The 23,947-nt window shown below is 70.5% G+C and carries 18 protein-coding genes and 1 tRNA gene; 13 read left to right on the forward strand and 6 right to left on the reverse strand.

What is annotated here, in order from left to right; genetic code table 11:
• Positions 1-5 precede the first annotated feature (5 nt).
• The gene (locus ABS64_RS06710; protein WP_292682053.1) at positions 6-1,346 is read right to left on the reverse strand and encodes a branched-chain amino acid ABC transporter permease; all 1,341 of its coding nucleotides are present in this window, start codon (positions 1,344-1,346) and stop codon (positions 6-8) included.
• A gap of 360 nt (positions 1,347-1,706) precedes the next feature.
• Between ABS64_RS06710 and guaB the strand changes: the two genes are divergently transcribed.
• The 3 genes from guaB (at position 1,707) to ABS64_RS06725 (ending at position 6,190) form a co-directional block, all read left to right on the forward strand.
• The gene (gene guaB / locus ABS64_RS06715) at positions 1,707-3,209 is read left to right on the forward strand and encodes an IMP dehydrogenase (protein WP_292682056.1); all 1,503 of its coding nucleotides are present in this window, start codon (positions 1,707-1,709) and stop codon (positions 3,207-3,209) included.
• Positions 3,210-3,421: 212 nt separating this feature from the next.
• Positions 3,422-4,270 carry a DUF559 domain-containing protein gene (locus tag ABS64_RS06720; RefSeq protein WP_292682058.1) on the forward strand — a complete coding sequence of 283 codons (849 nt, stop codon included), beginning with the start codon at positions 3,422-3,424 and terminating at the stop codon, positions 4,268-4,270.
• 231 nt (positions 4,271-4,501) lie between these two features.
• On the forward strand, positions 4,502-6,190 hold the full coding sequence (locus tag ABS64_RS06725) for an ATP-binding cassette domain-containing protein (RefSeq protein WP_292682061.1): 1,689 nt from the start codon (positions 4,502-4,504) through the stop codon (positions 6,188-6,190).
• A gap of 33 nt (positions 6,191-6,223) precedes the next feature.
• Here the strand turns inward: ABS64_RS06725 and ABS64_RS06730 are convergent, their stop codons facing one another.
• Positions 6,224-7,336, reverse strand: a complete 1,113-nt coding sequence (locus ABS64_RS06730; RefSeq protein WP_292682064.1) for an FAD-dependent oxidoreductase — start codon at positions 7,334-7,336, stop codon at positions 6,224-6,226.
• An 86-nt stretch (positions 7,337-7,422) separates the two neighbouring features.
• Between ABS64_RS06730 and ABS64_RS06735 the strand changes: the two genes are divergently transcribed.
• Genes ABS64_RS06735 through guaA form a run of 4 tightly spaced genes read left to right on the forward strand, consistent with a single transcriptional unit; the run spans position 7,423 to position 11,426 of the window.
• A complete protein-coding gene (locus ABS64_RS06735; protein ID WP_036287715.1) occupies positions 7,423-8,544 on the forward strand; it encodes a GuaB3 family IMP dehydrogenase-related protein in 1,122 nt (373 codons plus the stop codon).
• Entirely contained in the window at positions 8,541-9,365 is an 825-nt protein-coding gene (locus ABS64_RS06740; RefSeq protein ID WP_288120184.1) for an SURF1 family cytochrome oxidase biogenesis protein, read from the forward strand. The genes ABS64_RS06735 and ABS64_RS06740 overlap by 4 nt, the downstream gene beginning before the upstream one ends.
• Positions 9,366-9,375: 10 nt before the next feature.
• Entirely contained in the window at positions 9,376-9,846 is a 471-nt protein-coding gene (locus ABS64_RS06745) for a DUF3817 domain-containing protein (protein WP_005050375.1), read from the forward strand.
• Positions 9,843-11,426 carry a glutamine-hydrolyzing GMP synthase gene (gene guaA / locus ABS64_RS06750; protein ID WP_005050374.1) on the forward strand — a complete coding sequence of 528 codons (1,584 nt, stop codon included), beginning with the start codon at positions 9,843-9,845 and terminating at the stop codon, positions 11,424-11,426. The genes ABS64_RS06745 and guaA overlap by 4 nt, the downstream gene beginning before the upstream one ends.
• 295 nt (positions 11,427-11,721) lie before the next feature.
• Here guaA and ABS64_RS06755 read toward each other — a convergent pair whose 3' ends face one another.
• Positions 11,722-12,648, reverse strand: a complete 927-nt coding sequence (locus ABS64_RS06755; protein WP_005050373.1) for a Bax inhibitor-1/YccA family protein — start codon at positions 12,646-12,648, stop codon at positions 11,722-11,724.
• Between the two features lie 152 nt (positions 12,649-12,800).
• Between ABS64_RS06755 and ABS64_RS06760 the strand changes: the two genes are divergently transcribed.
• From ABS64_RS06760 to ABS64_RS06775, 4 genes are all read left to right on the forward strand, one after another.
• Positions 12,801-13,793 carry a glycerophosphodiester phosphodiesterase family protein gene (locus ABS64_RS06760; protein ID WP_292682071.1) on the forward strand — a complete coding sequence of 331 codons (993 nt, stop codon included), beginning with the start codon at positions 12,801-12,803 and terminating at the stop codon, positions 13,791-13,793.
• 76 nt (positions 13,794-13,869) lie between these two features.
• On the forward strand, positions 13,870-14,802 hold the full coding sequence (locus ABS64_RS06765; protein ID WP_292682074.1) for an ABC transporter ATP-binding protein: 933 nt from the start codon (positions 13,870-13,872) through the stop codon (positions 14,800-14,802).
• Positions 14,799-15,884: an ABC transporter permease gene (locus ABS64_RS06770; protein ID WP_292682076.1), complete on the forward strand. Its 1,086-nt coding sequence runs from the start codon at positions 14,799-14,801 to the stop codon at positions 15,882-15,884. The genes ABS64_RS06765 and ABS64_RS06770 overlap by 4 nt, the downstream gene beginning before the upstream one ends.
• Before the next feature lie 91 nt (positions 15,885-15,975).
• Entirely contained in the window at positions 15,976-19,005 is a 3,030-nt protein-coding gene (locus ABS64_RS06775) for a S8 family serine peptidase (RefSeq protein WP_292682078.1), read from the forward strand.
• A gap of 93 nt (positions 19,006-19,098) precedes the next feature.
• Here the strand turns inward: ABS64_RS06775 and ABS64_RS06780 are convergent, their stop codons facing one another.
• From ABS64_RS06780 to ABS64_RS06790, 3 genes are all read right to left on the reverse strand, one after another.
• Positions 19,099-19,512: a hypothetical protein gene (locus ABS64_RS06780; RefSeq protein ID WP_005050368.1), complete on the reverse strand. Its 414-nt coding sequence runs from the start codon at positions 19,510-19,512 to the stop codon at positions 19,099-19,101.
• Between the two features lie 98 nt (positions 19,513-19,610).
• Positions 19,611-19,683: transfer RNA gene (locus ABS64_RS06785), tRNA-Met, on the reverse strand.
• Positions 19,684-19,794: 111 nt separating this feature from the next.
• Positions 19,795-20,193 carry a YccF domain-containing protein gene (locus ABS64_RS06790; protein WP_005050364.1) on the reverse strand — a complete coding sequence of 133 codons (399 nt, stop codon included), beginning with the start codon at positions 20,191-20,193 and terminating at the stop codon, positions 19,795-19,797.
• 97 nt (positions 20,194-20,290) lie between these two features.
• Here ABS64_RS06790 and ABS64_RS06795 point away from each other — a divergent pair, with 97 nt between their 5' ends.
• Together ABS64_RS06795 and ABS64_RS06800 are read left to right on the forward strand one after the other, a co-directional pair.
• The gene (locus tag ABS64_RS06795; RefSeq protein ID WP_292682081.1) at positions 20,291-22,714 is read left to right on the forward strand and encodes a UvrD-helicase domain-containing protein; all 2,424 of its coding nucleotides are present in this window, start codon (positions 20,291-20,293) and stop codon (positions 22,712-22,714) included.
• A gap of 128 nt (positions 22,715-22,842) precedes the next feature.
• A complete protein-coding gene (locus ABS64_RS06800) occupies positions 22,843-23,853 on the forward strand; it encodes an SseB family protein (RefSeq protein WP_288120195.1) in 1,011 nt (336 codons plus the stop codon).
• The last annotated feature ends 94 nt before the right edge of the window (positions 23,854-23,947 follow it).

Raw genomic sequence — 23,947 nt, forward strand, 5'->3', positions numbered from 1 at the left:
TCTCCTTAGCCGACTCGCTCGGCGCGGCCGAAGATGCCCTGCGGCCGGAACAGCAGGATGACGATGAGCAGTGCGAGCGCCGTGGCGTACTTCAGATCGCCCGGCAGCCAGATGTTCGTGAGTTCGACGATGAGGCCGATGACCATCGCGCCGGCGAACGCGCCGAATGCGGTGCCGAGCCCGCCGAGGGTGACGGCAGCGAACAGCAGCAGCAGCAGTTGGCCGCCGGTCTCCCAGCCGATGCCGTTGAGCACGAGGCCGAGCAGCACGCCGGCCAAGCCCGCGAGGCCCGAGGCGAGGATCCACACGCCACGGATCACCTTGTCGACGTCGATGCCGGATGCCGAGGCCAGCGCCGGGTTGTCGGAGACCGCGCGGGTGGCGCGGCCGAAGCGCGTGTACATCAGGCCGAGCCCGACCGCCGCGATGGCGACGATCGCGATCCCCATCGCGACGTACGACTGGATGGTCAGGGTGACGCCGAAGATGGTCACGGTGGTGGGGTTCGACTTGTCGATGCGCACCGTTCCCGCGCCGATCCACAGCTGCACGACGTACTGCAGGGCGATCGACAGACCGATCGACACGATCATCATCTGGGTCAGACTCAGCCGGCGTCGGCGCAGCGGCTTCCACAGCCCGGCATCCTGCACCCATCCCAGCGCCGCCATGACGACGACGGCGAGGCCGCCGCCGAGCCAGAGGTTGCCGGTGAGCGAGGTGAGGAACCAGGCGAGCACGCCGCCGATGGTGACGAGCTCGCCGTGGGCGAAGTTGCTGAGGCCCGTCGTGCCGAAGATGAGCGACAGCCCGAGCGAGGCGAGGGCCAGGAGCAGGCCGAGACGGACGCCCTGCACCGCCTGCTGCCAGAACCGCGGCCAGTCGAACGCGCTCGCGCTGGCGGCGGCGCCGTCGGGGCTGTCGGAGAGCTTGAAGATCGCGGAGACGTCGGAGTGCAGCGTCACGCTGACCTCGCGCGAGTCTGCGCCGTCAAGGTACTGGCCCTGGGCGAGGGTCGCGGCATCCACCTTCACGGTGTAGGTGCCGTCCTTCGTCACGGCGAACACCCACCGCCCGGCGCTGTCGGTCGTCGTGGTCGGGCTGGCCCCGGCGCCGGGGCCGGAGATCGTCAATCCCACGCCGACCGCCGGAGAACCGTCGCTCTGGCGGATCGTGCCCTGCACGCACGCGGTCGACGCGTCGGCCGAGCACGAGGGCGAGGCGGCCGCGGCGGGTTGCGCCGGCAGGAGCACCGCCAGCAACGTGATCGCGGCGAACACAAGGGAGACGAGGAGGGCGACACGTCGTCGCGGATGGACCTCGAGTCTCGCTGAGGACACGAGCATGGCACTCCACTCTGAAATCGACGGCGGCCATCCGGACGGTCGCTCGTTGGTGGGTCGAGGCTACGACCCTGATGTGTCGCGCGTGTTTCGCACAAGAACGTCGCCGCTTCGTCGTTGGAGCTTCGTCGGGGTGCGCATCGTCGCGTGGAGAAACGCTCCCTCAGATGCCGCCCCGCGTCAAGAGGCGAAACGTTCACGTGCACGTATCGAGATGTGGCGCGCACGGCGGAACCGGATGAGCCGGGAGTATCGGCGGAATGCGCGGAGGTCGCCGCGCCTTACAATCGGTACACCCGCCCTTCGCGCGCGCGAGACACACGCGAGCCGCGCGCGACGCACATGCCAGACACAGGAGAGCACGTGGAGCACAACGACCCGTTCGGTTTCGTCGGATTGACCTATGACGACGTGCTCCTGCTGCCCGGCCACACCGACGTCATCCCCTCCGAGGCCGACACGTCGTCGCGTGTCACCCGCCGCATCACGGTCGCGACCCCGCTGCTGTCGGCGGCGATGGACACCGTCAGCGAGACGCGGATGGCCATCGCGATGGCTCGCGAGGGCGGCCTCGGCATCCTGCACCGCAACCTCGCGATCGCCGAGCAGGCTGCGATGGTCGACCAGGTCAAGCGCAGCGAGTCGGGCATGATCACCGACCCGATCACGACGACGCCCGACGCGACGATCGAGGAGGTCGACACGCTGTGCGGCCAGTACCGCATCTCGGGCCTTCCCGTCGTGGACGAGGACGGGCGCCTCCTCGGCATCATCACCAACCGCGACATGCGCTTCGTCTCGGGTTTCGAACGCCAGACGACCAAGGTGCGCGACGTCATGACGAGCGAGGGCCTCGTGACCGGGCGCGTCGGCATCGGCGCCAACGAGGTCATCGCCCTGTTCGCGCAGCACCGCGTCGAGAAGCTGCCGCTCATCGACGACGACGGCAAGCTCGCCGGTCTCATCACGATCAAGGACTTCGACAAGAGCGAGAAGTACCCGCTCGCCACGAAGGACGACCAGGGACGCTTGCGCGTCGGTGCGGCCATCGGCTTCTTCGGCGACGCCTGGGAACGCGCCGAGGCCCTCCGCGACGCGGGTGTGGACGTCATCGTCGTCGACACCGCCAACGGGCAGTCCCAGGGCGTCATCGACATGGTCCGTCGCCTCAAGGCCGACGAGTCGTTCGCGCACATCGACGTCATCGGCGGCAACGTCGCCACCCGTGAGGGTGCCCAGGCGCTCATCGACGCCGGGGTGGATGCCGTCAAGGTCGGCGTCGGCCCGGGCTCGATCTGCACGACGCGCATCGTCGCAGGCGTGGGCGTTCCTCAGGTGACCGCGATCTGGGAGGCCTACCAGGCCGCGCGCGAGGCCGGCATCCCCGTCATCGCCGACGGCGGCCTGCAGTACTCCGGCGACATCGCGAAGGCTCTCGTCGCCGGTGCCGACACCGTCATGCTGGGATCGCTCCTGGCCGGCACCGACGAGTCGCCGGGCGAGATCGTCTTCCAGGGCGGCAAGCAGTTCAAGCTCTACCGCGGCATGGGCTCGCTCGGGGCCATGCAGACGCGCGGCAAGAAGACCTCGTACTCGAAGGACCGCTACTTCCAGGCCGATATCCCGAGCGACGACAAGCTGATCCCCGAGGGCATCGAGGGGCAGGTCGCCTACCGCGGACCCGTCTCGGCGGTGGCGTACCAGCTCGTCGGCGGCCTGCGCCAGTCGATGTTCTACGTCGGTGCGCGCACGATCGAGGAGCTCAAGGCCCGCGGCAAGTTCGTCCGCATCACGGCGGCCGGGCTCAAGGAGAGCCACCCCCACGACGTGCAGATCGTGGTCGAGGCGCCCAACTACAAGCGCTGAGCGCGGCCCGCCGCATCCGCGGCCGCCGCATCCGTGGTGTCACGAACTCCGCAGATTCGCACGAACTCCGCATCCATTCGCGTTATCGGGTGCGGAGTTCGTCACATTCTGCGGGGTTCGTGAACTCCTCCCCAACCGCCGTCGTGAGGCTTCTCGCAACAGATGGAGCCTGCGGCGCCCGGTCGGGCGCGAGAGCCGGTCAGGATGCCGGTATGCAGCTCGTGCCCATCTCGGACCGTCTCCGCGGCACGGCGGAGCACCGTCAGCAGCTGCGGGGTGAGGGGTACAGCGCCGAGCAGCTCCGCGCGGCGGTGCGGTCGGGAGCGGCCGAGCTCTTTCGTCGTGCGTGGTTCGTCGGTCGCCACGCGGCCACCGAGCTGCGCGAGGCCGCACGGTGGGGCGGGAGGATGACCTGCACCACGTTCGCGCGTCAGCGAGGGTGGTGGATGCCCGAGGGGATCGAGACCGAGCTGCACCTGCATTTCCCGCCGGGGTCGACGGGGCCCCGTGCCGCCTGGGACGGCGTCGCGCACTGGACACAGCCGGTCGCGCCCCTCGGGCGCTCGCTCGTGGCAACCGTCGAGGATGCGCTCGCACACATCGCCGTGTGCGTGCCGCCGGAGCAGGCGATCGTGCTCTGGGAGTCGGCCGCCGGCGTCGAGCGCCTGGCGCCGGAGGCGCTGCGCGCGATCCGCTGGCCGTCACGTGTGGCGACGGCGCTCGCCGCGGAGATCACGGGGCTGGCTGACTCCGGTCTTGAGGTGCTGGTGTGTCGTCCGTTGCGGCGGCTGCGCGTCCGCGTGCGCCAGCAGGTGTATCTCGCGGGCAGACCGGTCGACGTTCTGGTCGGCGAGTGGCTCGTCATCCAGATCGACGGCTGGGCGCATCACTCGTCGTCCACGCAGCGGTCGAAGGACATCTCCCACGACGTCGAGCTGCGTGTGCGCGGCTACACCGTGCTCCGCTTCTCCTACGCCCAGGTCGTGCACGACGCGGCCGCCGTCGAGCGCGCGATTCGCCGGGCGCTGGCCGCGGGCCTGCACGCCGCGCCCGCGCGGTAGCGCTGGCGCCGGGATCGGCTCGGCTGCGGCATGCGCGGGGTCACGAACCCCGCAGATTCGCACGAACTCCGCATCCATTCGCGTTATCGGGTGCGGAGTTCGTCACATTCTGCGGGGTTCGTGAACCGGGCTCGCATCGGAGCCGGTCGGCCCGGTTCGCGCGGTCGGGGCGAGAACGGTTAGGCTGGTCGGCTCTGCGCCCGCACCGCGGCGAGGGCGGAAGGACCCGCCGTGGGCTACATCGACATCGCCGCCGTCTCCTTCGTGCTGCCGGACGGGCGCCCCCTGCTCGACGAGGTGACGTTCCGGGTCGCCGACGGCAAGACGACGGCCCTCATCGGCCCCAACGGGGCCGGCAAGACCACGCTCCTGCGTCTCATCCGCGGTGAGCTCGCCCCGCCGTCGGGCGTCTTCACGATCGACGGCGGACTCGGCGTCATGGACCAGTTCGTCGGTCACGGCACGGCGGAGCAGTCCGTCCACGACCTCCTGGTCTCGGTCGCCCCCGCGCGCGTGGGCGCGGCAGCACGCGAGCTCGAGGATGCCGAGGCCGCCATCATCGACCGCGACGACCTCGACACGCAGATGCGCTACGCGAGCGCGCTGGCAGATTACGCCGAGGCGGGCGGCTACGAGTACGAGACCGTCTGGGACACCTGCACGATCGCCGCTCTCGGCATCCCCTTCGCCCGCGCCCGCTTCCGCGAGCTGACCAGCCTCTCGGGCGGCGAGCAGAAACGTCTCGCACTCGAAGCCCTGCTGCGCGGACCCGACGAGGTGCTGCTGCTCGACGAACCCGACAACTACCTCGATGTGCCCGGCAAGCGCTGGCTCGAAGAGCGTCTGCGCGAGACCCCGAAGACCGTGCTGCTCGTCTCCCACGACCGCGAGCTGCTCGCCCGTGCCGCCGACCGGATCGTGACGCTGGAACCGGGCGGAGCCGGCAGCAGCGCCTGGGTGCACGGCGGCGGCTTCGACGGCTACCACGCCGCGCGCGAAGACCGGATGGCCCGACTCGACGAGCTGCGCCGCCGCTGGGACGAGCAGCACCTCAAACTGCAGCGGTTCGTCGCCGACATGAAGGCGAAGGCAGCCGCCAGCGACGAGTTCGCCTCACGGTACCGCGCCGCCCAGACGCGGCTCCGACGTTTCGAAGACGCCGGCCCGCCCGAGGAACGTCCCCCCGCGCAGAACCTCGACCTGCGCCTGCGCGGCGCGCGCACCGGCAAGCGCGCCGTCGTCGCGGAACGCCTGGAGCTGACCGGCCTGATGAAGCCGTTCGACCTGGAGGTCTGGTTCGGCGATCGCATCGCCGTGCTCGGCTCGAACGGGTCGGGCAAGTCCCACTTCCTGCGGCTGCTGGCTCGCGGCGGCACCGACCCCGACGCCCTCCTCGGGCACGTCACCGAAGTCGGCGTCGCGCTCGAGCCGGTCGCCCACAGCGGGCGCGCGGTGCTCGGCGCCCGTGTGCGGCCCGGGTGGTTCGCCCAGACGCACCGCCACCCCGAGTACGCCGGACGTTCGCTGCTCGACATCCTCCATCGCGGCGACGACCGCAGAGCCGGGATGCCGAGGGAGGCCGCAAGCTCCGCCCTCGACCGCTACGGCCTGGTCCGTCAGGCCGAGCAGAGCTTCGACACCCTGTCGGGCGGGCAGCAGGCGCGCTTCCAGGTGCTGCTGCTGGAGCTGTCGGGTGCGACGCTGCTGCTGCTGGATGAGCCGACCGACAACCTCGACCTCGTCTCGGCGGAGGCCCTCGAAGAGGCCCTCGGACGATTCGAGGGCACGGTGCTGGCGGTCACGCACGACCGCTGGTTCGCGCGCTCCTTCGACCGCTTCCTGGGCTTCGGCGCCGACGGGCGGGTCGTGGAGTCCGATGAGCCGGTCTGGGACGAGGCGCGGGTGGCGCGGGCGCGATAGCGCCGCACCCGCGCGGCGTACCCGAGCGACCGGTCACCCGCGCGGCAGGCGGAACGGCTCCGCGGCGCGGGCGTCGGCATCGAGCACCAGATCGGCGAGGGTGGCGCCCACGCCCGGGGCGAACTTGAAGCCCTGCCCCGAGAACCCGGCGCCCACCACGAGCGGTCCGACCCGGTCGAGCACGAACGCCTCGGTCGGCGTCGTCGTGTAGGTGCAGGAGATCGGGACGGCCGTGTCGGCGTCGAGGCCGGGAAACCACTCGCGGACGTAGTCGCGCAGCTCGCGCTGGAGCACCGGGAGGTGCGGGCGCCGGTCGGGATCGATCTCGTCGCCGATGCCGTGGAAGCCGACCTTCACGCCCTCGCCCGGTGTCGGCATGCCGTAGACGTTCGCCGGCTGCGAGCCCGGAGCGACGAAGTGGTTGAACGATGGCCAGGGCCCTGCGATGGTCGCCGTGAAATGCGCCGGGGTCTCCTCCGTCACCCGCAGCGGCGGAAGAGGGATGCCGAGGTCCGCGAGCAGTCCGGAGGTCCAGGCGCCGACGGTCACGACGACCGCGTCGGCGCGAAGCGTCTCGGCATCCGTCACCACGCTCGCCCCGTCGGCATCGGCAGCGACCGCACGCACACGCGTGTTCCACCGCACCTCGCCGCCCCCGCCGACGATGCGGCGCTCGAGCTCGCGCAGGGCCGCCGCCGCCCGGGCGACGCCGGCGTCGGGGGAGAACAGGACGGTCTCCTCGAAGCGCATCCCCGGCCAGCGCCGGCCGGCCGCGGCGCCGTCGAGGATCTCCGCCGGGATGCCGCGCGAAGCCAGCTCGCTCGCGATCGTCGGCAGACCGCGCGCCGTCGCACTGCCGAGCGCCATGCCCGAGCCGTGGGAGACGAGGCCGTGCAACCGCAGCAGAGGTTCGCCCTCCACCTCGCCGAGCGCATCCCAGCCTTCGCGCGCGCGGACCAGCAGGTCGAGGTAGTGGGCGTCGCCGTACGCATTGTTGAAGTTGCGGGTCTCGCCGTGCGAGGCGCCCTCGTGGTGGCCGCGGGCGAACCGCTCCAGCACGATCGGGCGCTCGCCGCGGCGCACGAGCTGCCACGCCGTCGCGAGTCCCATGACCCCGCCGCCCACGACGATGATACGTTCCGACATGGCATCCCTTCTCCCGGTGCTCCCATCCTGCCGTGTGGGCGTCGCGGGGTGAGGGCGGGCACCGCGAGTAGGCTGAGGGGGTGACCATGGAGATCGAGCTCGGCCGCGCCAAGCGCGCCCGCCGTGCCTACGCGTTCGACGACATCGCGGTCGTGCCTTCGCGGCGCACCCGCAACCCCGAAGACGTGTCGACCGCCTGGTCGATCGATGCCTTCGGCTTCGAGATCCCGGTGCTGGGCGCGCCGATGGACTCCGTCATGAGTCCGCGCACCGCCGTCATGCTCGGCCAGCTCGGCGGGCTGGGCGTGCTCGACCTCGAGGGCGTGTGGACACGCTACGACGACCCCGAGCCGCTGCTCGCCGAGATCGCGTCGCTGCCGGCATCCGAGGCGACGCGCCGCATGCAGGAGCTGTACACCGAGCCGATCAAGCCCGAGCTGGTGCGAGACCGCCTCGCCGAGGTCCGCGAGGCGGGGGTCACGGTCGCCGGATCGCTCACCCCACAGCGCACGCAGGAGCTGTACGAGACCGTCGTCGCCGCCGGCGTCGACCTCTTCGTCATCCGCGGGACCACGGTGTCGGCCGAGCACGTCTCCAGCGTCGATGCGCCCCTGAACCTCAAGAAGTTCATCTACGACCTCGACGTGCCCGTCATCGTCGGTGGCGCCTCCACCTACACCGCGGCGCTGCACCTCATGCGCACCGGAGCGGCCGGTGTGCTCGTCGGGTTCGGCGGGGGAGCGGCCTCGACCACTCGCGCGACCCTCGGCATCCATGCGCCGATGGCGACGGCCGTCGCCGATGTCGCCGGCGCGCGCCGCGACTACCTCGACGAGTCTGGCGGGCGCTACGTGCACGTCATCGCCGACGGCGGTGTCGGCACGTCCGGAGACATCGTCAAGGCGCTCGCGATGGGCGCGGATGCCGTCATGCTCGGCGTCGCGCTCGCGCGCGCGACCGACGCGCCCGGCCGCGGCTACCACTGGGGTCCCGAGGCGCACCACCCGAAGCTCCCGCGCGGCAAGCGCGTCGAGGTCGGACAGGTCGCCCCGCTGGAGGAGATCCTCTACGGCCCCGCTCCCGTCGCCGACGGCACCGCGAACCTCATCGGCGCGCTGAAGAAGTCGATGGCCACCACCGGATACTCCGACCTCAAGGAGTTCCAGCGCGTCGAGGTCGTCGTCGCGCCCTACATGGCAGGTCGATGACCGCGGAGCCGTTCCCGCCCACGCTGCGCGAAGTCATGCTGCGCCCCTGGTGGCTCGGCATGCTCGTGTTCGCCCTCGTCGTCGCGGCGATGTTCGCCTGGCTCGGCCAGTGGCAGCTGGGCCGCGCCATCGACACCTCGCCGCAGGCGCCCGGCGCCACCGAACAGGTGCGCCCGATCGACGACGTGACCGCCCCCGGCGCCTACCTGCCCGAGCCGCTCGTCGGCCAGCGTGTCGAGGTCTCCGGGTCCTTCGTCCCCGGCGATTTCCTCGTCGTCTCCTCGCGCTTCAACGACGCTCAGCAGGGGTACTGGGTCACCGGGCAGTTCCGCACCGACGCGGCGACCCCCACCTCCCTGGCGGTCGCGGTCGGCTGGAGCGCCGACCGGGCGGTCGCGGATGCCGCGGCATCCACCCTCAACGCCGACCCGGGCGGCGCGCTCACCCTCACAGGTCGGCTGATCGCCGACGAGGGGCCCGTCGCACCCCCACGCGGGGCCGCGGCCACCGAGATGACGCGGATGTCGCCGGCCGCGCTGCTGAGCTGGTGGCACGACACCGACGAGCTGGCGGTGTACCGTTCCTACCTCGTCGCCGACGCCGGCGAACCCCTCGTCGGCGGGCTCGTCGCGATCGACTCGCCCGCGCCGGCGGAGGGCTCCAGCGTCAACTGGCTGAACATCTTCTACGCCGTCGAGTGGGCCATCTTCGCGGGCTTCGCGTTCTACATGTGGTACCGGCTCGCACGCGACGCGTGGGAGAAGGAGGTCGAGGCGCTGGAGGAGGCGCAAGCCGCCAGAGCGGCCGCCCACGCCGACTAGACTTGACGGCATGCCTCAGCCCAAACTCGCCAGTTTTCCGGCGATCCGCGGGGCGCTCAGGTTCTACCAGATCGCCTCGGTGATCACGGGTGTGATGCTCCTGTCGCTGTGCGCCGAGATGATCGTGAAGTACGCATTCGGCTACGAGCTGTTCGCCGGCGGCTCCGGGGGCGCGCTGTGGCTCCACCCCGTCGCCCTCGACGGGGGCGCTGACCTCACCGGCGGAGCGATCAACCTCTCCACCGGCATCCTCATCGCGCACGGCTGGTTCTACGTCGTCTACCTCTTCGCGTGCTTCCGCGTCTGGAGCCTCATGCGCTGGGGTTTCGTGCGCTTCATCGTGCTCGCACTCGGCGGCATCGTGCCGCTGCTGTCGTTCTTCATGGAGGCGCGCGTCGCGCGCGAGGTGCGGGCCTACCTCGCCCAGCGTGAAGCCGACGAATCCTCCGCCCCGATCCCCGCCACGGAAGGCAGCCGGTGACCACCCAGACCGAGACCGCTCAGCGTCCCGTCCTCGTCGTCGACTTCGGAGCCCAGTACGCGCAGCTCATCGCGCGTCGGGTGCGCGAGGCGGGTGTGTACAGCGAGCTCGTGCCGCACACCGTCACCGCCGCCGAGGTCGAGGCCAAGAACCCCGTCGCGATCATCCTCTCCGGCGGTCCGTCGTCGGTCTACGAGCCCGGGGCGCCTTCCCTCGACCCCGACGTGCTGCAGCTCGGCGTGCCGACGCTCGGCATCTGCTACGGCTTCCAGGTGATGGCTCAGCAGCTCGGCGGCGAGGTCGCCAACACGGGCCTGCGCGAGTACGGAGCGACGGATGCCGTCATCGTGAACGACGGCGGCGTGCTCCTCGGCGGGCAGCCGGCCGAGCAGAACGTCTGGATGAGCCACGGCGACCAGGTTGCCACGGCACCGGCCGGTTTCGAGGTGCTCGCCTCGACGGCCGCGACACCGGTGGCGGCGTTCGGCAACGCCGAGAAGTGCTTCTACGGCGTGCAGTGGCACCCCGAGGTCAAGCACTCCGACTACGGCCAGGACGTCCTGACCAACTTCCTCCACAAGGCGGCGGGGCTCGCCGCCGACTGGAACAGCGGCAACGTCATCGCCGAACAGGTCGATCGCATCCGCGCGCAGGTCGGCTCCGGCCGCGTGCTGTCGGCGCTGTCGGGCGGGGTCGACTCGGCCGTATCGACGGCGCTCGTGCACAAGGCCGTCGGCGACCAGCTCGTCGCCGTGTTCGTCGACCATGGCCTGCTCCGCAAGGGCGAGCGCGAACAGGTCGAGAACGACTACGTCGCCTCCACGGGCGTGCGCCTGATCACCGTCGATGCGCGCGAGACGTTCCTGAACGCGCTCGCCGGTGTCAGCGACCCCGAGCAGAAGCGCAAGATCATCGGCCGCGAGTTCATCCGCGCCTTCGAGAAGGTGCAGGCCGACCTGGTCGCCGAAGCGGCCGCCGAGGGCGAGCCCATCCGCTTCCTCGTGCAGGGGACGCTGTACCCGGACGTGGTCGAGTCCGGCGGCGGAGCCGGCACCGCGAACATCAAGAGCCACCACAACGTCGGTGGCCTTCCGGAGGACCTGCAGTTCGAGCTCGTCGAGCCGCTGCGCACCCTCTTCAAGGACGAGGTGCGCGCCATCGGCCGGGAGCTCGGCCTTCCCGAGGCGATCGTCGGTCGCCAGCCCTTTCCGGGGCCCGGCCTCGGCATCCGCATCGTGGGTGAGGTCACCGCTGACCGTCTCGAGATCCTGCGTGACGCCGACGCCATCGCCCGTGAGGAGCTGACCAAGGCGGGCCTGGACGGCGAGATCTGGCAGTGCCCGGTCGTGCTCTTGGCCGACGTGCGCTCGGTGGGCGTGCAGGGCGACGGCCGCACCTACGGGCACCCGATCGTGTTGCGCCCCGTCTCCAGCGAAGACGCCATGACCGCCGACTGGACGCGCCTGCCCTACGACGTACTGTCCAAGATCAGCAACCGCATCACCAACGAGGTCCGCGAGGTCAACCGGGTCGTGCTCGACGTCACGTCGAAGCCCCCGGGGACCATCGAGTGGGAGTGATCTGACCGGATGCCGGGATCGCGGGGAGTGCCCCCGGTCCCGGCATCCGTCGTTGCGGGGTGCATCGCCGGCCCATGACGCCGGGGTGCGATGTTCCGTATTCAGTCTCGGCGGAGTTTCTGCGACACCGCTCCCGGGTGGTGGCGCGGCCGACACCGGGATGCCGCCGCGCGCAGACTGAGTACGGAACGGCCGGGGGCGGGGTCGGGAAGCCGGGCCCGTGCGGATGCCGAGGCATGCGAAAGGCCCGCCCGGCGGGAGCCGGACGGGCCTTCGTGCGCGGATGCGTCGCGCGCTAGTTGTTGCCGCGGAGGATCGCGATCATGCGAAGGATCTCGACGTAGAGCCAGACGACCGTGACCATGATGCCGAAGCCGCCGAGCCAGCCGAACTCGCGGGGAGCGCCGTTGCGGACGCCCTGCTGGATCTGGTCGAAGTCGAGCACCAGCGAGTAAGCGGCCATGATGACCACCAGCACGCCGATGATCAGGCCGAGCGGGATGCCGGCGATCTTGACGTTGCTGTAGAGGCCGAAGGCGCCGCCGGTTCCGGCTGCGCCGAACATCATGAGCACGACGTTCAGCAGGCCGAAGACCAGGTAGCCGATCATCGCGACCATGAAGATCTTCGTCGCGCGGGCGCTCGCGCGCACCTTGCCGCTCGCGAACAGCGCCAGCGTGACGCCCACGACCGACAGCGTGGCGAGGGTCGCCTGCATGACGATGCCGGGCCAGATGAACTCGAAGTACGCCGAGATGCCGCCGACGAACAGGCCCTCGAAGGCCGCGTAGCCGAAGATCAGCGCGGGGCGGATCTTCTTGCGCGACGTGAACGAGACGACCATCGCCAGCACGAAGCCGCCGAGCATGCCGATGATCCACGGCACGATCGTGATCTGCGAGGAACGTGCGACGTCGGTGGGCGAGAAGGCGCCGCCCAGCGTCCACACCCAGCCGATGACGGCCGTGACGAGGAGGATCGCGAACAGGCCCACCGTCTTGGCGACGGTGTCCTCGACGGTCATGCGGCCGGTCTGGTGCGACGCGGCGGCGGGGGCGGCGAAAGCGCCCTCGAGCTGGGCGTTCACCGCGGCATCCGTCACCTGGTGCGACGTCGCGGCGTAGCCGGTCGAGGCGCCGGGCTGCGGCGCGGCGGGCGGCGTGAGGCCGGGACGCTGCTCTTGGAAGGCGGGGTTGTTGAAGGCGAAGTTGCCGGAGGCCATGGTCTCTTTCCACTCCCTAGGGTGCACCGGTCGGGTGCACAGCGCGGTGCTGTGGATAACAGGCTATCGGACGGTCGTGCCGCATCGTCGGGCGCCGGCTGTGTCGCTGCTGTGAAGCCGCTCAGACGAACCTCGATCGGTAGCCTGGAGCCATGCCTCGTGCCCGCCCGTTGGTGATCGGTCACCGTGGTGCCCCCGGATACCGCCCCGAGCACACCCGCTCCTCCTACGAGCTGGCGCTGGCGATGGGAGTGGATGCCGTCGAACCGGATGTCGTCTTCACGAAGGACGCGGTGGCCGTCGTCCGGCATGAGAACGAGATCTCGGGGACGACCGACGTCGCCGACCGCCCCGAGTTCGCGCACCGCCGCACGACGAAGCCGGTCGACGGCGTGCCGCTGACGGGCTGGTTCACGGAGGACTTCACCTGGGCGGAGCTGTCGACGCTGCGCTGTCGCGAACGGCTGCCGCACCTGCGCCCCGGCAGTGCGGCCTTCGATGACACGGAACCTCCGCTGCGGTTGCGCGACCTGCTCGATCTCGTCGCGACAGCCTCACGTGAACAGGGCCGCGAGGTCGGCATCGTGCTCGAGATCAAGCACGCCACCTTCTTCGGGGCGCGGGGCTTCGATGTCGCGGCGCTGGTCGCCGCCGAGCTGCGCGACGCGGGGTGGGCCGAGAGAGCGCACCCGCTGTTCGTGGAGTCGTTCGAACTGACCGTCCTGCGACAGCTGCGTGCGCGCGGCATCCCCGCGACGTACGTCTACCTCGTCGAGGCCGACGGTGCGCCGTTCGATCTCGTCGCGGCCCACGGTGAGGCGGCGACACCGTATCGCGACCAGGTCAGCGCCGCCGGGCTGGCACGGCTGGCGCCGGAGGTGGACGGCATCAGCGTCGACAAGGCGATGCTGCTGAGCGCGTCCCCGCGGGGAGCCGAGCTGGTCGCCGAGGCGCACGCGGCGGGGCTTGCCGTGTTCACCTGGACGTGTCGTCCCGAGAACGCCTTCCTGACACCCGCGTTCCGCCGCGGAGATGACGACGCCGCCTTCGGCGACTACCGTGCGGAGTGGGGGGTCCTGCGGGATGCCGGGATCGACGGCGTCTTCGTCGACCATGCCGACCTCGGGGTGGCGTCCTTCGGCTGACCGGCCCTCCGCACGGCCGCTGAGTGTTCACCGTGCGCTTCGCAGCTGCGACACAGCTCTCGCATAGGGTGAGGGCATGACCCTCCCCGGCATCGTCGTCACCGGAGTGCGCCGCTCGTTCGGACACGTGCAGGCCGTGCGCGATGTCTCGTTGGAGGCGCGGGCGGGCGCCGTCACCGGGCTCGTCGGCCCGAACGGCTCGGGCAAGACCACGCTCATGCTCATGCTGGCCTCGCTGCTCGCGCCGGATGCCGGTTCGATCCGCATCGGTGGCGTCGACCCGCTCGCCGAGCCCGCCGCCGCCCGCGCGCTGCTCGGCTGGATGCCCGACGCCCTCGGCGCGTGGCCGACCCTCACCGCCCGCGAGACGCTCGTCATGACCGGCCGCCTCTACGGTCTGGACGCCGCGGCGGCCCAGGCGGGCGCCGCGCGGCTGCTCGACGAGGTGGGACTCGGGACGCTGTCCGATGCGCCGGCACGCGTGCTGTCACGCGGGCAGAAGCAGCGCCTCGGCCTCGCGCGCGCCCTCGTGCACGATCCCCGCGTGCTGCTGCTGGACGAGCCGGCCTCGGGCCTGGACCCGCACGCACGCATCGACCTGCGCGTGCTGCTGCGCCGCCTCGCCGCCGAGGGGCGCACGATCCTCATCTCCAGCCACATCCTCTCCGAGCTCGAGGAAGTCGTCGATGAGGCGGTGTTCCTCGTCGACGGCGCGACGGTGAGCAGTGAACGGGTCGCGGCGGCGGCGACGCGTCTGCGCACGTGGCGCATCCGCCTCGCCGACCGTGATGCGACGGCGGCGGTGCTGCCGGTCGCCCAGACGCTGGGCCTGGACGCCGCGCTCGTCCCGATCGACCGCCGCGACCTGCTGGTCTCGCTCGCAAGCGACGACGACGCGGCATCCGCCCTCGCCGCCCTCATCGGGGCGGGTCTGCCAGTCGCGGAATTCGCGGCGGCGACAGGACTTCTGGAACACACGTTCCTCGACCTCGAGGGGGAGCGCTCATGAACGCCACGCGGCTGTGGACGATCGCCCGCCTGGAGCTGCTCCAGCGGGTGCGCACCGTATCGTGGTACGTGCTGCTCGGCGTGTTCGCGCTCCTGCTCATCGGCGTGACCGCGCTGGCCTACCTCGCCTATGGCGGCTGGGGTCAGAGCGGCCCCGGGATCTATTCCGTCGTCGTCTGCGTCACCCTGCTGCTCGTGCTGCTCGTCTCGCCCACCCTCAGCGGCAACAGCATCAACGGCGACCGGGATGCCGCGACGCTCGCCCCCGTGCAGGTGACGCTCGTCACGACGGGGGAGATCCTCCTCGGCAAGTTCGTCGCCGGCTGGATCACCGGGCTGGCCTTCGCCGCCGTGGCGGCGCCGTTCCTGGTGATCGCCACCTTCGCGGGCGGCGTCGACCCGCTCACCGTGGTCGTCTCGCTCGTCGTGCTCGTGGTCGAAACCGGCGTCGTCGCCGCGATCGGCGTGGCGCTGTCGGGCCTGCTCGCACGTCCGCTGTTCTCGGTCGCGACGACCTACCTCGTCGTCGCCGCCCTGACCGTCGGAACGCCGCTGGGGTTCGGGCTGATCGGCGCCGCGGTCGCCAGCGAAGGCACCTCGATCACGCGCTCGTACGAGACCGGTCCGGACGGAGCGCCGCTGTGTCAGGACGGTGCCCGCTTCTGCGGCGACACCCCGGAGAAGTTCGTCTGCGGCGAGTGGCAGACCGGCACCTACCGGGCGCCGCGCTTCGACTACGTGTGGTGGCTGCTGTCGGCCAACCCCTTCGTGATCCTCGGCGACGCCACGCCCACCCGGTTCAGCGAGTACGGCTACCCCGACGACCTCTTCGGCTCGCTGAAGCTGTCGGTTCGTTCGGCGCAGCTGCCTCCGTCGCTCGAGCAGCGCTGGGACGACTGTGCGCCGGGAGTGCACCTCGACTCGACGCAGCCCACCCCGCGCGAGATCATCGACGAGACCGTCCCGAGCTGGTTCGTGGGCCTCGCCGTCCAGGTGCTGCTGGCGGGCCTGCTGCTGTGGGGCGCCTGGGCGCGAACCCGCACGCCGGCGCGTTCGCTGCCCCCGGGAACACGCATCGCATAGACCTTCGGATGAACTCGGATGAGGATCCTCTCATCCGCCTTTCGCCTCGTGCAGGGGATGCATAGCCTCCATACAGCCACGTCCTACCCCGATGTGGCACACCCCCCTGCGGTTTCTGACCGCGGCATCCGCCGGAAAGATCTCGACGTCGTTCACGTCGGCGGCCATCGACGCCAACGGACTCGTGAGCGTCGTCGTCGAGATGACGGGCGATCCCGTCGCGGTCGTGGAAGCCGAGCAGGGCCGCGAGCTCAGCGACGGTGAGCGCGGCGACGTGAAGAACCGCCTCAAGGATGCGCAGGAGCCGGTGAGCTCGGCCATCGAGGACAAGGGCGGCTCGGTGCAGGCCGAGATGCAGTCGGCGTACAACGGCGTGCAGGCGAAGGTGCCGGCGGCCGAGCTCGACGCGATCGCGTCGCTGCCGAACGTCGTCGCCATCCATCCCGTGCGCAAGTACACCGTCGACAACGCCGTCTCGGTTCCCTTCCTTGGCGTCCCCCAGGTGTGGGAGAGCACCGGTTACACGGGACAGAACGTCAAGGTCGCCATCATCGACACCGGCATCGACTACACCCACGCGACCTTCGGCGGTCCCGGCACGGTGGCGGCCTTCGACGCCGCGAAGGCGAACTCGGCCCAGCCCGCCGACCCGACGATGTACGGTCCCGACGCCCCGCGCATCAAGGGCGGAATCGACCTCGTCGGCGACGATTACAACGCCGACCCGAACAGCGCCTCCTACCAGCCGCTGCCCCACCCCGACGACAACCCGCTCGACTGCAACGGTCACGGCTCGCACGTCGCCGGCACCGCGGGCGGCTCGGGTGTGCTCGCCGACGGCACCACTTACCGCGGCCCGTACGACTCCACGACCCCCTCGAACCAGTTCCGCGTCGGACCGGGTGTCGCCCCGCAGGTCGACCTGTACGCCGTGCGCGTCTTCGGGTGCGAGGGTTCGACCGATGTGGTCGTGCCCGCCCTCGACTGGGCCGTCGATCACGGCATGGATGTCGTGAACATGTCGCTCGGCTCGTCGTTCGGACGTGCCGACGACCCGGATGCCGTGGCCGCCGCCAACGCGGTCGGTGCCGGTGTCGTCGTGGTCGCCTCCTCCGGTAACGCGGGTCACAACCCGTACCTGACCGGCTCGCCGGGCACCGGTGACGGTGTGATCTCGGTATCGGCCGTCGACAGCGCCGAGGGTTTCCCGGGCGCGACGATCACGGTCGGCGGCACCCCCGTCGAGGCGATCAACGCCAACGGTGCCTCGCTCGACGGCATCGGCGATCTGACGGTCGTGCGCCTCACCGGCGACAACGCGCTCGGATGCTCGCCGGCGGCATTCACCGCCGCGGGAGTCGTCCCGGGTGGACAGCAGATCGCGGTCGTCGACCGCGGGTCGTGCGCCCGTGTCGCCAAGGCCATCTACGGCCAGCAGGCGGGAGCGGCGGCGGTGGTCATGGTGAACAACACCGATGACCTGCCCCCGTTCGAAGGCGTCGTGACGGCCAACGCCGACACCGGTGAGCCGTTCAACCTGACGATCCCGTTCCTCGGCGTGCGCTCCTCGAGCGGCCCCGCGTTCGTCGCCGGCGCCACGGCGAGCCTCGTGGCCACGCAGATCGCCAACCCCGGCTTCCGCGGCTACGCGTCGTTCAGCTCGTCGGGTCCGCGGTCCGGTGACAGTGCCATCAGCCCGGACGTGGCCGCCCCCGGCGTCTCGATCTCGTCGGCCGCGGTGGGCTCGGGCAACGGTGCGGCGATCCTGTCGGGCACCTCGATGGCCGCCCCGCACGTGGCGGGTGTGGCGGCGCTGTCCGCCGAAGCGCACCCGTCGTGGACGGCTCCGCAGATCGCGGCATCCGTGGTGTCCACCGCCGACCCCGACAAGGTCGCCGGCCAGAGCCTGACGCTCGGCGGCGTGGGTCTCGTCGATGCCGCTCAGGCAGTGGCGACGACGGTGACGGCGACGGGTGACGCGTTCCGGACGGAGAGCGGTTGGGCGCGCGAGTCGGCGCTCAGCTTCGGCTTCCAGGAGTCGCCGCTCGGCTTCGGTGGCGTGAAGACCGTGACGGTGCGCAACGACGGGCCGACCGCGGTGCGCTACGACGTCTCGACGACCCCGTCGGCGCAGTCGAAGAAGGCGCGCATCCTGCTCTCGAACCGCTCGATCACCGTCCCGGCGCATGGCTCGGCGAAGGTGCTGGTGATCGTCGCGGCCGCCGCGAAGGACGTGCCCAGCTCGGTCGGCGCCGACGACCAGTTCGCGTTCTCCGAGATCTCCGGTGACATCGTGCTCACGTCGTCCGACTCCACGCTGCGCGTGCCCTACCTGCTCGTGCCCCGCGCCGACAGCACGGTGCGCGCGACGATGAACGGCCCGTGGTTCAGCGGCAAGCAGAAGGTCGCCGACGGCACCAAGAAGCTGACGCTGCGCAACCTCGCCGGCGCCCTGCCGGCCGGTGCCGACGTGTACACGTGGGGCCTGTCCGACCCGCAGGACGCCAGCAAGACCTTGGCCGACACCGGGTACGACATCCGCGCGGTCGGGGTGCAGTCCTTCCCCGATGGCGACGACACGCTGATGGTGTTCGCGATGAACATGCACCACCGCTGGTCGAACGCGGCCGCGAACGAGTACGACATCGTGATCGACAGTGATCGCGACGGCACCCCCGACTGGATCGTCCTGTCGGCCGACTCGGGCGGGGTCCGCAACGGCGACACCAATGGTCTGTCCGAGGTGTTCATCGTCAACGCCAAGACGAAGGAGACGGCCGCCGCGGGCTTCCTCACGCAGGCGCCGACCGACAGCAGCACACTGCTGATGCCGGTGCGGGCGAGCGATCTGGGCATCACGGGGGCGTTCTCGTACACGGCCCAGACCTTCGCGTCCAACGACGCGTCGGACGCGGTGGACGGGTGGGCGACGTATGACCCGACCGCGCCGGCGATCACCAACGGTCAGTTCGTCACGGTGCCGCAGCGCGGTTCGGCGAGCGTCGAGGTCGGCTTCAACGCGAAGCAGATCGAGGCGCAGAAGCCGCTCGGCTCGATGGTGGTCGTGATGGACAACGCGTCCGGCGCCGATGAGGCGCTGCTGCTGCCGCTGAAGAAGTAGCCCCGGCGAGACGGAGGAGGGGGTGGATGCCGCGGCATCCACCCCCTCCTCCTGTGTTTGCGCTGTCGCGTCGTCGCGTGTGCTGTCGCGAGGTCAGGCGCAGAGCCTGGGCTCGGCGCCCTGACCGAACCGGTAGTCGTAAGTCTTGCCATCGACCGAGACGACCACGCGCATGCCGTCGATCTGCGCTTGCGTGTAGGACTGACCCGGAGACGGGCAGCCGAGCGAGCCGTCGTTGAACGTCACCGCTTCGGAGGACACGAGCGCGGGGGTGCCCGTCACGCCCCGCTTCGTGAGGTCGGCGACGAGGGCGTCCCAGCGACTCTGGGGTACGGCGATCGCGGGACCGGACGGACCGACCGGGCCGGGCGTCGTCGTCTGCAGCGGCGGGCGCGTCGACGGGGAGACGCCCGGCAGCTCCGCAGCGGGATCGGTGCCACCGGAGCTGCACGAGGTGAGCGCGAGCGCCGCCAGGGCGATCACGGTCAGGATCGGGGTTCTGCGCATGGGGGCCTCCTCGCGCCGACGGATGCGGTGTGCCGGATGAAGTGAGGGTAGGCCCTGCGCCTGCGAATGCGCGGAGAGAACGGGGAAGTCCTGCGTCGACGCGACGGCGGGAGTCGAACCCGCAACGCACCCGGTTATGAGCCGGTGCCCGGGTCCGCCCGGATCGCCGCGATGCCCCGGTGAGGGGGGCACCCCCACGCTAACCCGCCGCGACCGCCGGGAGTAGGTGTGTGACCTGTGGTTGCGATATGTGTCCGCGCGTGACACGGGCGATCGTCGGGGTCACAGCGTCCGATCGAACGCGCCCTGGCGCGTGGAGACGATCTCTTTGCCGAGGGGCACGAGAGAGATCGGGATCATCTTGAAGTCCGCGATCGCCATCGGGATGCCGATGATCGTGACGCACAGCGCGATGCCGCTGACCAGGTGCCCGAGCGCGAGCCACCACCCGGCGAGGATCACCCAGACGACGTTGCCGAGGAACGAGCCCACGCCCGCCGTCGGCTTCGGCACGATCGTGCGCCCGAACGGCCAGATGACGTAACCGGCGGTGCGGAACGAGGCGATCGCCCAGGGGATCGTGATGATCGGAATGCACAGCACCACACCGGCGACCACGTAGCCGACGAACAACCAGAATCCGGCGAAGATGATCCAGACGATGTTGAGGATCGTGCGCATGCGTCCATTCTCCCGGCCGCGCGGGGCTACGCGCGACGCCGGGTCGCCGCGGCATCCCGTCGGCGGTGTCAGAGCCGCGACCTAGACTTGACGGGTTATGAGCGACCCGATCAAGCCCGTCATCGTCGGCATGCCCACGGACGCCGCGCGCGGCTCGGGAGGCCGGGCCGACGAGGACCTTCTGGTCGGTCTCAACCCGCAGCAGCGAGAAGCGGTGACCTATCGCGGACAGGCGCTGCTGATCGTCGCCGGTGCGGGTTCGGGAAAGACGAGCGTGCTCACGCGCCGCATCGCATCGCTGCTGCGCGCACGCGAGGCGTGGCCGAGTCAGATCCTCGCGATCACCTTCACCAACAAGGCCGCCGGCGAGATGCGCGAACGCGTGCAGCAGCTCATCGGCGACACCGCGCAGGGCATGTGGATCTCGACGTTCCACTCGGCGTGCGTGCGCATTCTGCGCCGTGAGGCCGACCAGTTCGGCTTCACCAAGAGCTTCACGATCTACGACTCCGGCGACTCGCGCGCCCTCATCAAGCGACTCGTCAAGCAGTACGAGGCCGACGCGTTCGGGTTGACCCCGGCATCTGTCCAGGGGCGCATCTCGAAGCTGAAGAATGAGCTCGCGGATGCCGAGTCGTTCGCGCGCACGGCCAACATGAGCGACCCCGCCGAGCGCCTGTTCGCAGAGATCTTCGCCGACTATCAGCGTTCGCTGCAGCGCGCGAACGCGTTCGACTTCGACGACCTCATCGCGCAGACCGTCTATCTCTTCCGTGCGTTCCCGCACGTCGCCGACACCTACCGCCGACGCTTCCGCCACATCCTCGTCGACGAGTATCAGGACACCAACCACGCCCAGTACGCGCTGATCCATGAACTCACGCGGCCCATCGAAGACGTCGGCGCTCTGCTCGACGAGACCGACGGAGCGTCGCTGACCGTCGTCGGCGACTCCGACCAGTCGATCTACGCGTTCCGCGGCGCCGACATCCGCAACATCACCGAGTTCGAGCGCGACTACCCGGGCGCCAAGGTCGTGCTGCTCGAGCAGAACTACCGCTCGACGCAGAACATCCTCACCGCCGCGAACGCCGTCATCAGCAACAACTTCGACCGCAAAGACAAGAAGCTCTGGACCGACGTCGGCGCGGGAGACAAGATCGTCGGCTTCACCGGATACTCGCAGCACGACGAAGCCCAGTTCGTCGCCGACGAGGTCGAGGCGCTCCACCGCGCCGGTCTGCCGTACGGCGAGATGGCCGTGTTCTACCGCACCAACTCGCAGTCCCGCGCGCTGGAGGAGATCTTCATCCGCGCCGCCGTGCCGTACAAGATCATGGGCGGCACGAAGTTCTACGAGCGCGCAGAGATCAAAGACGCGATGGCCTACCTCATCGCCGTCGCGAACCCCGCCGACGAGCTGAGCGTCCGCCGCATCCTGAACAAGCCCCGCCGCGGCATCGGCGACGTCACGGAGACCTCGATCGCCCGTTACGCCGCCGAGGAGGACATCACCTTCCGCGATGCGCTCGCCAACGCGTCGGCGCTGGGAGTCGGCCCCAAGATCCAGGCCGCGATCGCCCAGCTCGACGCCGTGCTCGTCGAGGCGACGGCCATCATGCTGCCTCCCTCGGGCGAGGCACCGCCGTCGACCTCGGTCGCCGAAGGCCTCACCCTGCTCCTCAACAAGAGCGGCTATCTCGACGCCCTGCGCATGTCGAAAGACCCGCAGGACGAGGCGCGCGTCGAGAACCTCGACGAGCTCGTGGCCGTCACCCGCGAGTTCGCCCGCAACAACCCCGACGGCACGATCCTCGACTTCCTCACGGAGGTGGCCCTCGTCTCGGATGCCGATGACCTCGCCGACGCCTCGGGCTCGGTATCGCTGATGACGATGCACACCGCGAAGGGCCTCGAGTACGACGCCGTGTTCGTCACCGGTGTCGAAGAGGACCTCATCCCGCATCGCATCTCCGCGGGAGAGCCGGGCGGCCCGCAAGAGGAACGCCGCCTGTTCTACGTCGCGCTCACGCGCGCCCGCAAGCGCCTGCACCTCTCGCTCGCCATGACCCGCGCCCAGTTCGGTGAGGTCTCGGTCGCGATGCCCTCACGCTTCCTGCAGGAGATCCCCCACGAGCTCATCGACTGGCGCCAGTCGCCGGGAGACATCAACGCGCGTGGTCAGGGAGGATCGCGAGCGCTCAACGGACGGAGACCTGGCGGCTTCGGTGGTGCGGGCGCATCGGGCGGCTCGCGCTACGGCGACGATCTCGTTCCCCTGCCGCGGCGGGAGAAGCCCGCGGGCGACCTCGCGAAGTTCGCCAACCGCATCCCCGCGAAGGTGCGCGACAACGGGGACATGGAGCTGGTTCCCGGCGATCGCATCCGCCACGAGGACTTCGGGGAAGGCCGCGTCGATCAGGTGACCGGTGAGGGCGCGAAGCGCGTGGCCCACGTCCGCTTCGACCGCGCCGGCCAGAAGAAGCTGCTCATCAAGATCGCCCCGATCGAGAAGCTGTAGCCCGGCGGTTCGCGCTGTCGAATCCGGCACGCGCGATGCGTGTTTCGGTAGCGCGAGACGGAAGGGAGCGCGTGAGGCGGATGCGGCCCCGCCGCGGGCCGGTGGCGGTCACGGCTAGGCTCGGACCCATGGCACTCTTCTCGCGTCGCGACCGTTCCGACAAGGGCGACGGCGCCCCGGCATCCGAGGTCGAGTCCGTCGACACCGTCGCGGAGACGGACGAATCCGCCGAAGCGCCATCCGTCGCGGCCGAGGGGGTGCCGCAGGTCGGCATCTCGGTCTCCACCTTCGGCGCCGACCCGACGGCTCCGGCGCCCGCAGCGCCGACGCGCCCCGCGGCGACCGCGCCGGCTCCGCGCGAGATCGTGCCCGGTCTGGTCGACAACGCGCTGCTGCAAGGCGCCTTGGCGGGCCTGTCGGCGGAGCCGCAGAACACAGAGATCATGAACGTGATGCGCCAGGCGCTGCAGGGGCAGCTGTTCCTGCGGGCGCAGGGCGACGTTCAGGCGCTGATCGCTGCGGGCCAGCAGATCAACCTCGCGATCGCCTCCGTGGAGGGAAGGCGTTTCCTCCTCGCCTTCAGTGGCGGCGCCGCACTGCAGGCCAGCGTCGACTCCGAAGGCGGGGCGGCCACCTCGGTCATCGGGCAGCCCGCCATCGAGGTGCTGCGCAACGCGGTGGCCGGGGGATACGACGGCATCTACCTCGACCACGCCACCGCCGGCGCCCGCGTCATCCTGCCCAAGGAGCTCATCGCCCGCGCCGTCGAGGAGAGCGAGCCCACGTTCGAGATCAAGACGCTGCTGTCGGCGCCGCGCGATGAGAGCACGGCCGCACGCGTCGCCGACGCCCTCTCGCGCCTTCCCGTCTGGGTGGCTGGCAACAGCGACGCCGAGGGGCGCATGGGCCTCGCCGAGGCGCGCACCCCCGACGGTCAGCGCCGCATGGAGGTGTTCTCGCACCCGTTGGAGGTCGTGGCTCTCGGCCGTGGCGACAGCCCCCTGCCGGTGCAGCCCGAGCAGCTCGGCCGCGCCCTGGCATCCGAGCCGGGCCTCACCGGCGTCGTCGTCGACTCGGGCGGCCCCTGGATCGAGCTCGACCGCGACGCGCTGGCCGGTGTCATGGCGCTCGCCGGCTGACGCGCGGACTGATACTCGCGGACGGACACGCGCCGCAGGCCCCGCAGATTCGGATGAATGCAGCGGATTCGGATGCCGCGCGGCATCCGAATCC

The sequence above is a fragment of the Microbacterium sp. SCN 69-37 genome, assembly GCF_001724435.1.
GTDB lineage: Bacteria > Actinomycetota > Actinomycetes > Actinomycetales > Microbacteriaceae > Microbacterium > Microbacterium laevaniformans.

What these genes read in the sequence shown, in the direction of transcription:
- ABS64_RS06755 (WP_005050373.1), bottom strand. Translation starts at nt 12,648, where the DNA reads ATGGCCTCCGGCAACTTCGCCTTCAACAACCCCGCCTTCCAAGAGCAG.
- ABS64_RS06800 (WP_288120195.1), top strand. Translation starts at nt 22,843, where the DNA reads ATGGCACTCTTCTCGCGTCGCGACCGTTCCGACAAGGGCGACGGCGCC.
- ABS64_RS06735 (WP_036287715.1), top strand. Translation starts at nt 7,423, where the DNA reads ATGGAGATCGAGCTCGGCCGCGCCAAGCGCGCCCGCCGTGCCTACGCG.
- ABS64_RS06745 (WP_005050375.1), top strand. Translation starts at nt 9,376, where the DNA reads ATGCCTCAGCCCAAACTCGCCAGTTTTCCGGCGATCCGCGGGGCGCTC.
- ABS64_RS06795 (WP_292682081.1), top strand. Translation starts at nt 20,291, where the DNA reads ATGAGCGACCCGATCAAGCCCGTCATCGTCGGCATGCCCACGGACGCC.
- ABS64_RS06775 (WP_292682078.1), top strand. Translation starts at nt 15,976, where the DNA reads ATGTGGCACACCCCCCTGCGGTTTCTGACCGCGGCATCCGCCGGAAAG.
- ABS64_RS06720 (WP_292682058.1), top strand. Translation starts at nt 3,422, where the DNA reads ATGCAGCTCGTGCCCATCTCGGACCGTCTCCGCGGCACGGCGGAGCAC.
- ABS64_RS06740 (WP_288120184.1), top strand. Translation starts at nt 8,541, where the DNA reads ATGACCGCGGAGCCGTTCCCGCCCACGCTGCGCGAAGTCATGCTGCGC.
- ABS64_RS06730 (WP_292682064.1), bottom strand. Translation starts at nt 7,336, where the DNA reads ATGTCGGAACGTATCATCGTCGTGGGCGGCGGGGTCATGGGACTCGCG.
- ABS64_RS06765 (WP_292682074.1), top strand. Translation starts at nt 13,870, where the DNA reads ATGACCCTCCCCGGCATCGTCGTCACCGGAGTGCGCCGCTCGTTCGGA.
- ABS64_RS06710 (WP_292682053.1), bottom strand. Translation starts at nt 1,346, where the DNA reads ATGCTCGTGTCCTCAGCGAGACTCGAGGTCCATCCGCGACGACGTGTC.
- ABS64_RS06790 (WP_005050364.1), bottom strand. Translation starts at nt 20,193, where the DNA reads ATGCGCACGATCCTCAACATCGTCTGGATCATCTTCGCCGGATTCTGG.
- ABS64_RS06760 (WP_292682071.1), top strand. Translation starts at nt 12,801, where the DNA reads ATGCCTCGTGCCCGCCCGTTGGTGATCGGTCACCGTGGTGCCCCCGGA.
- ABS64_RS06770 (WP_292682076.1), top strand. Translation starts at nt 14,799, where the DNA reads ATGAACGCCACGCGGCTGTGGACGATCGCCCGCCTGGAGCTGCTCCAG.
- ABS64_RS06780 (WP_005050368.1), bottom strand. Translation starts at nt 19,512, where the DNA reads ATGCGCAGAACCCCGATCCTGACCGTGATCGCCCTGGCGGCGCTCGCG.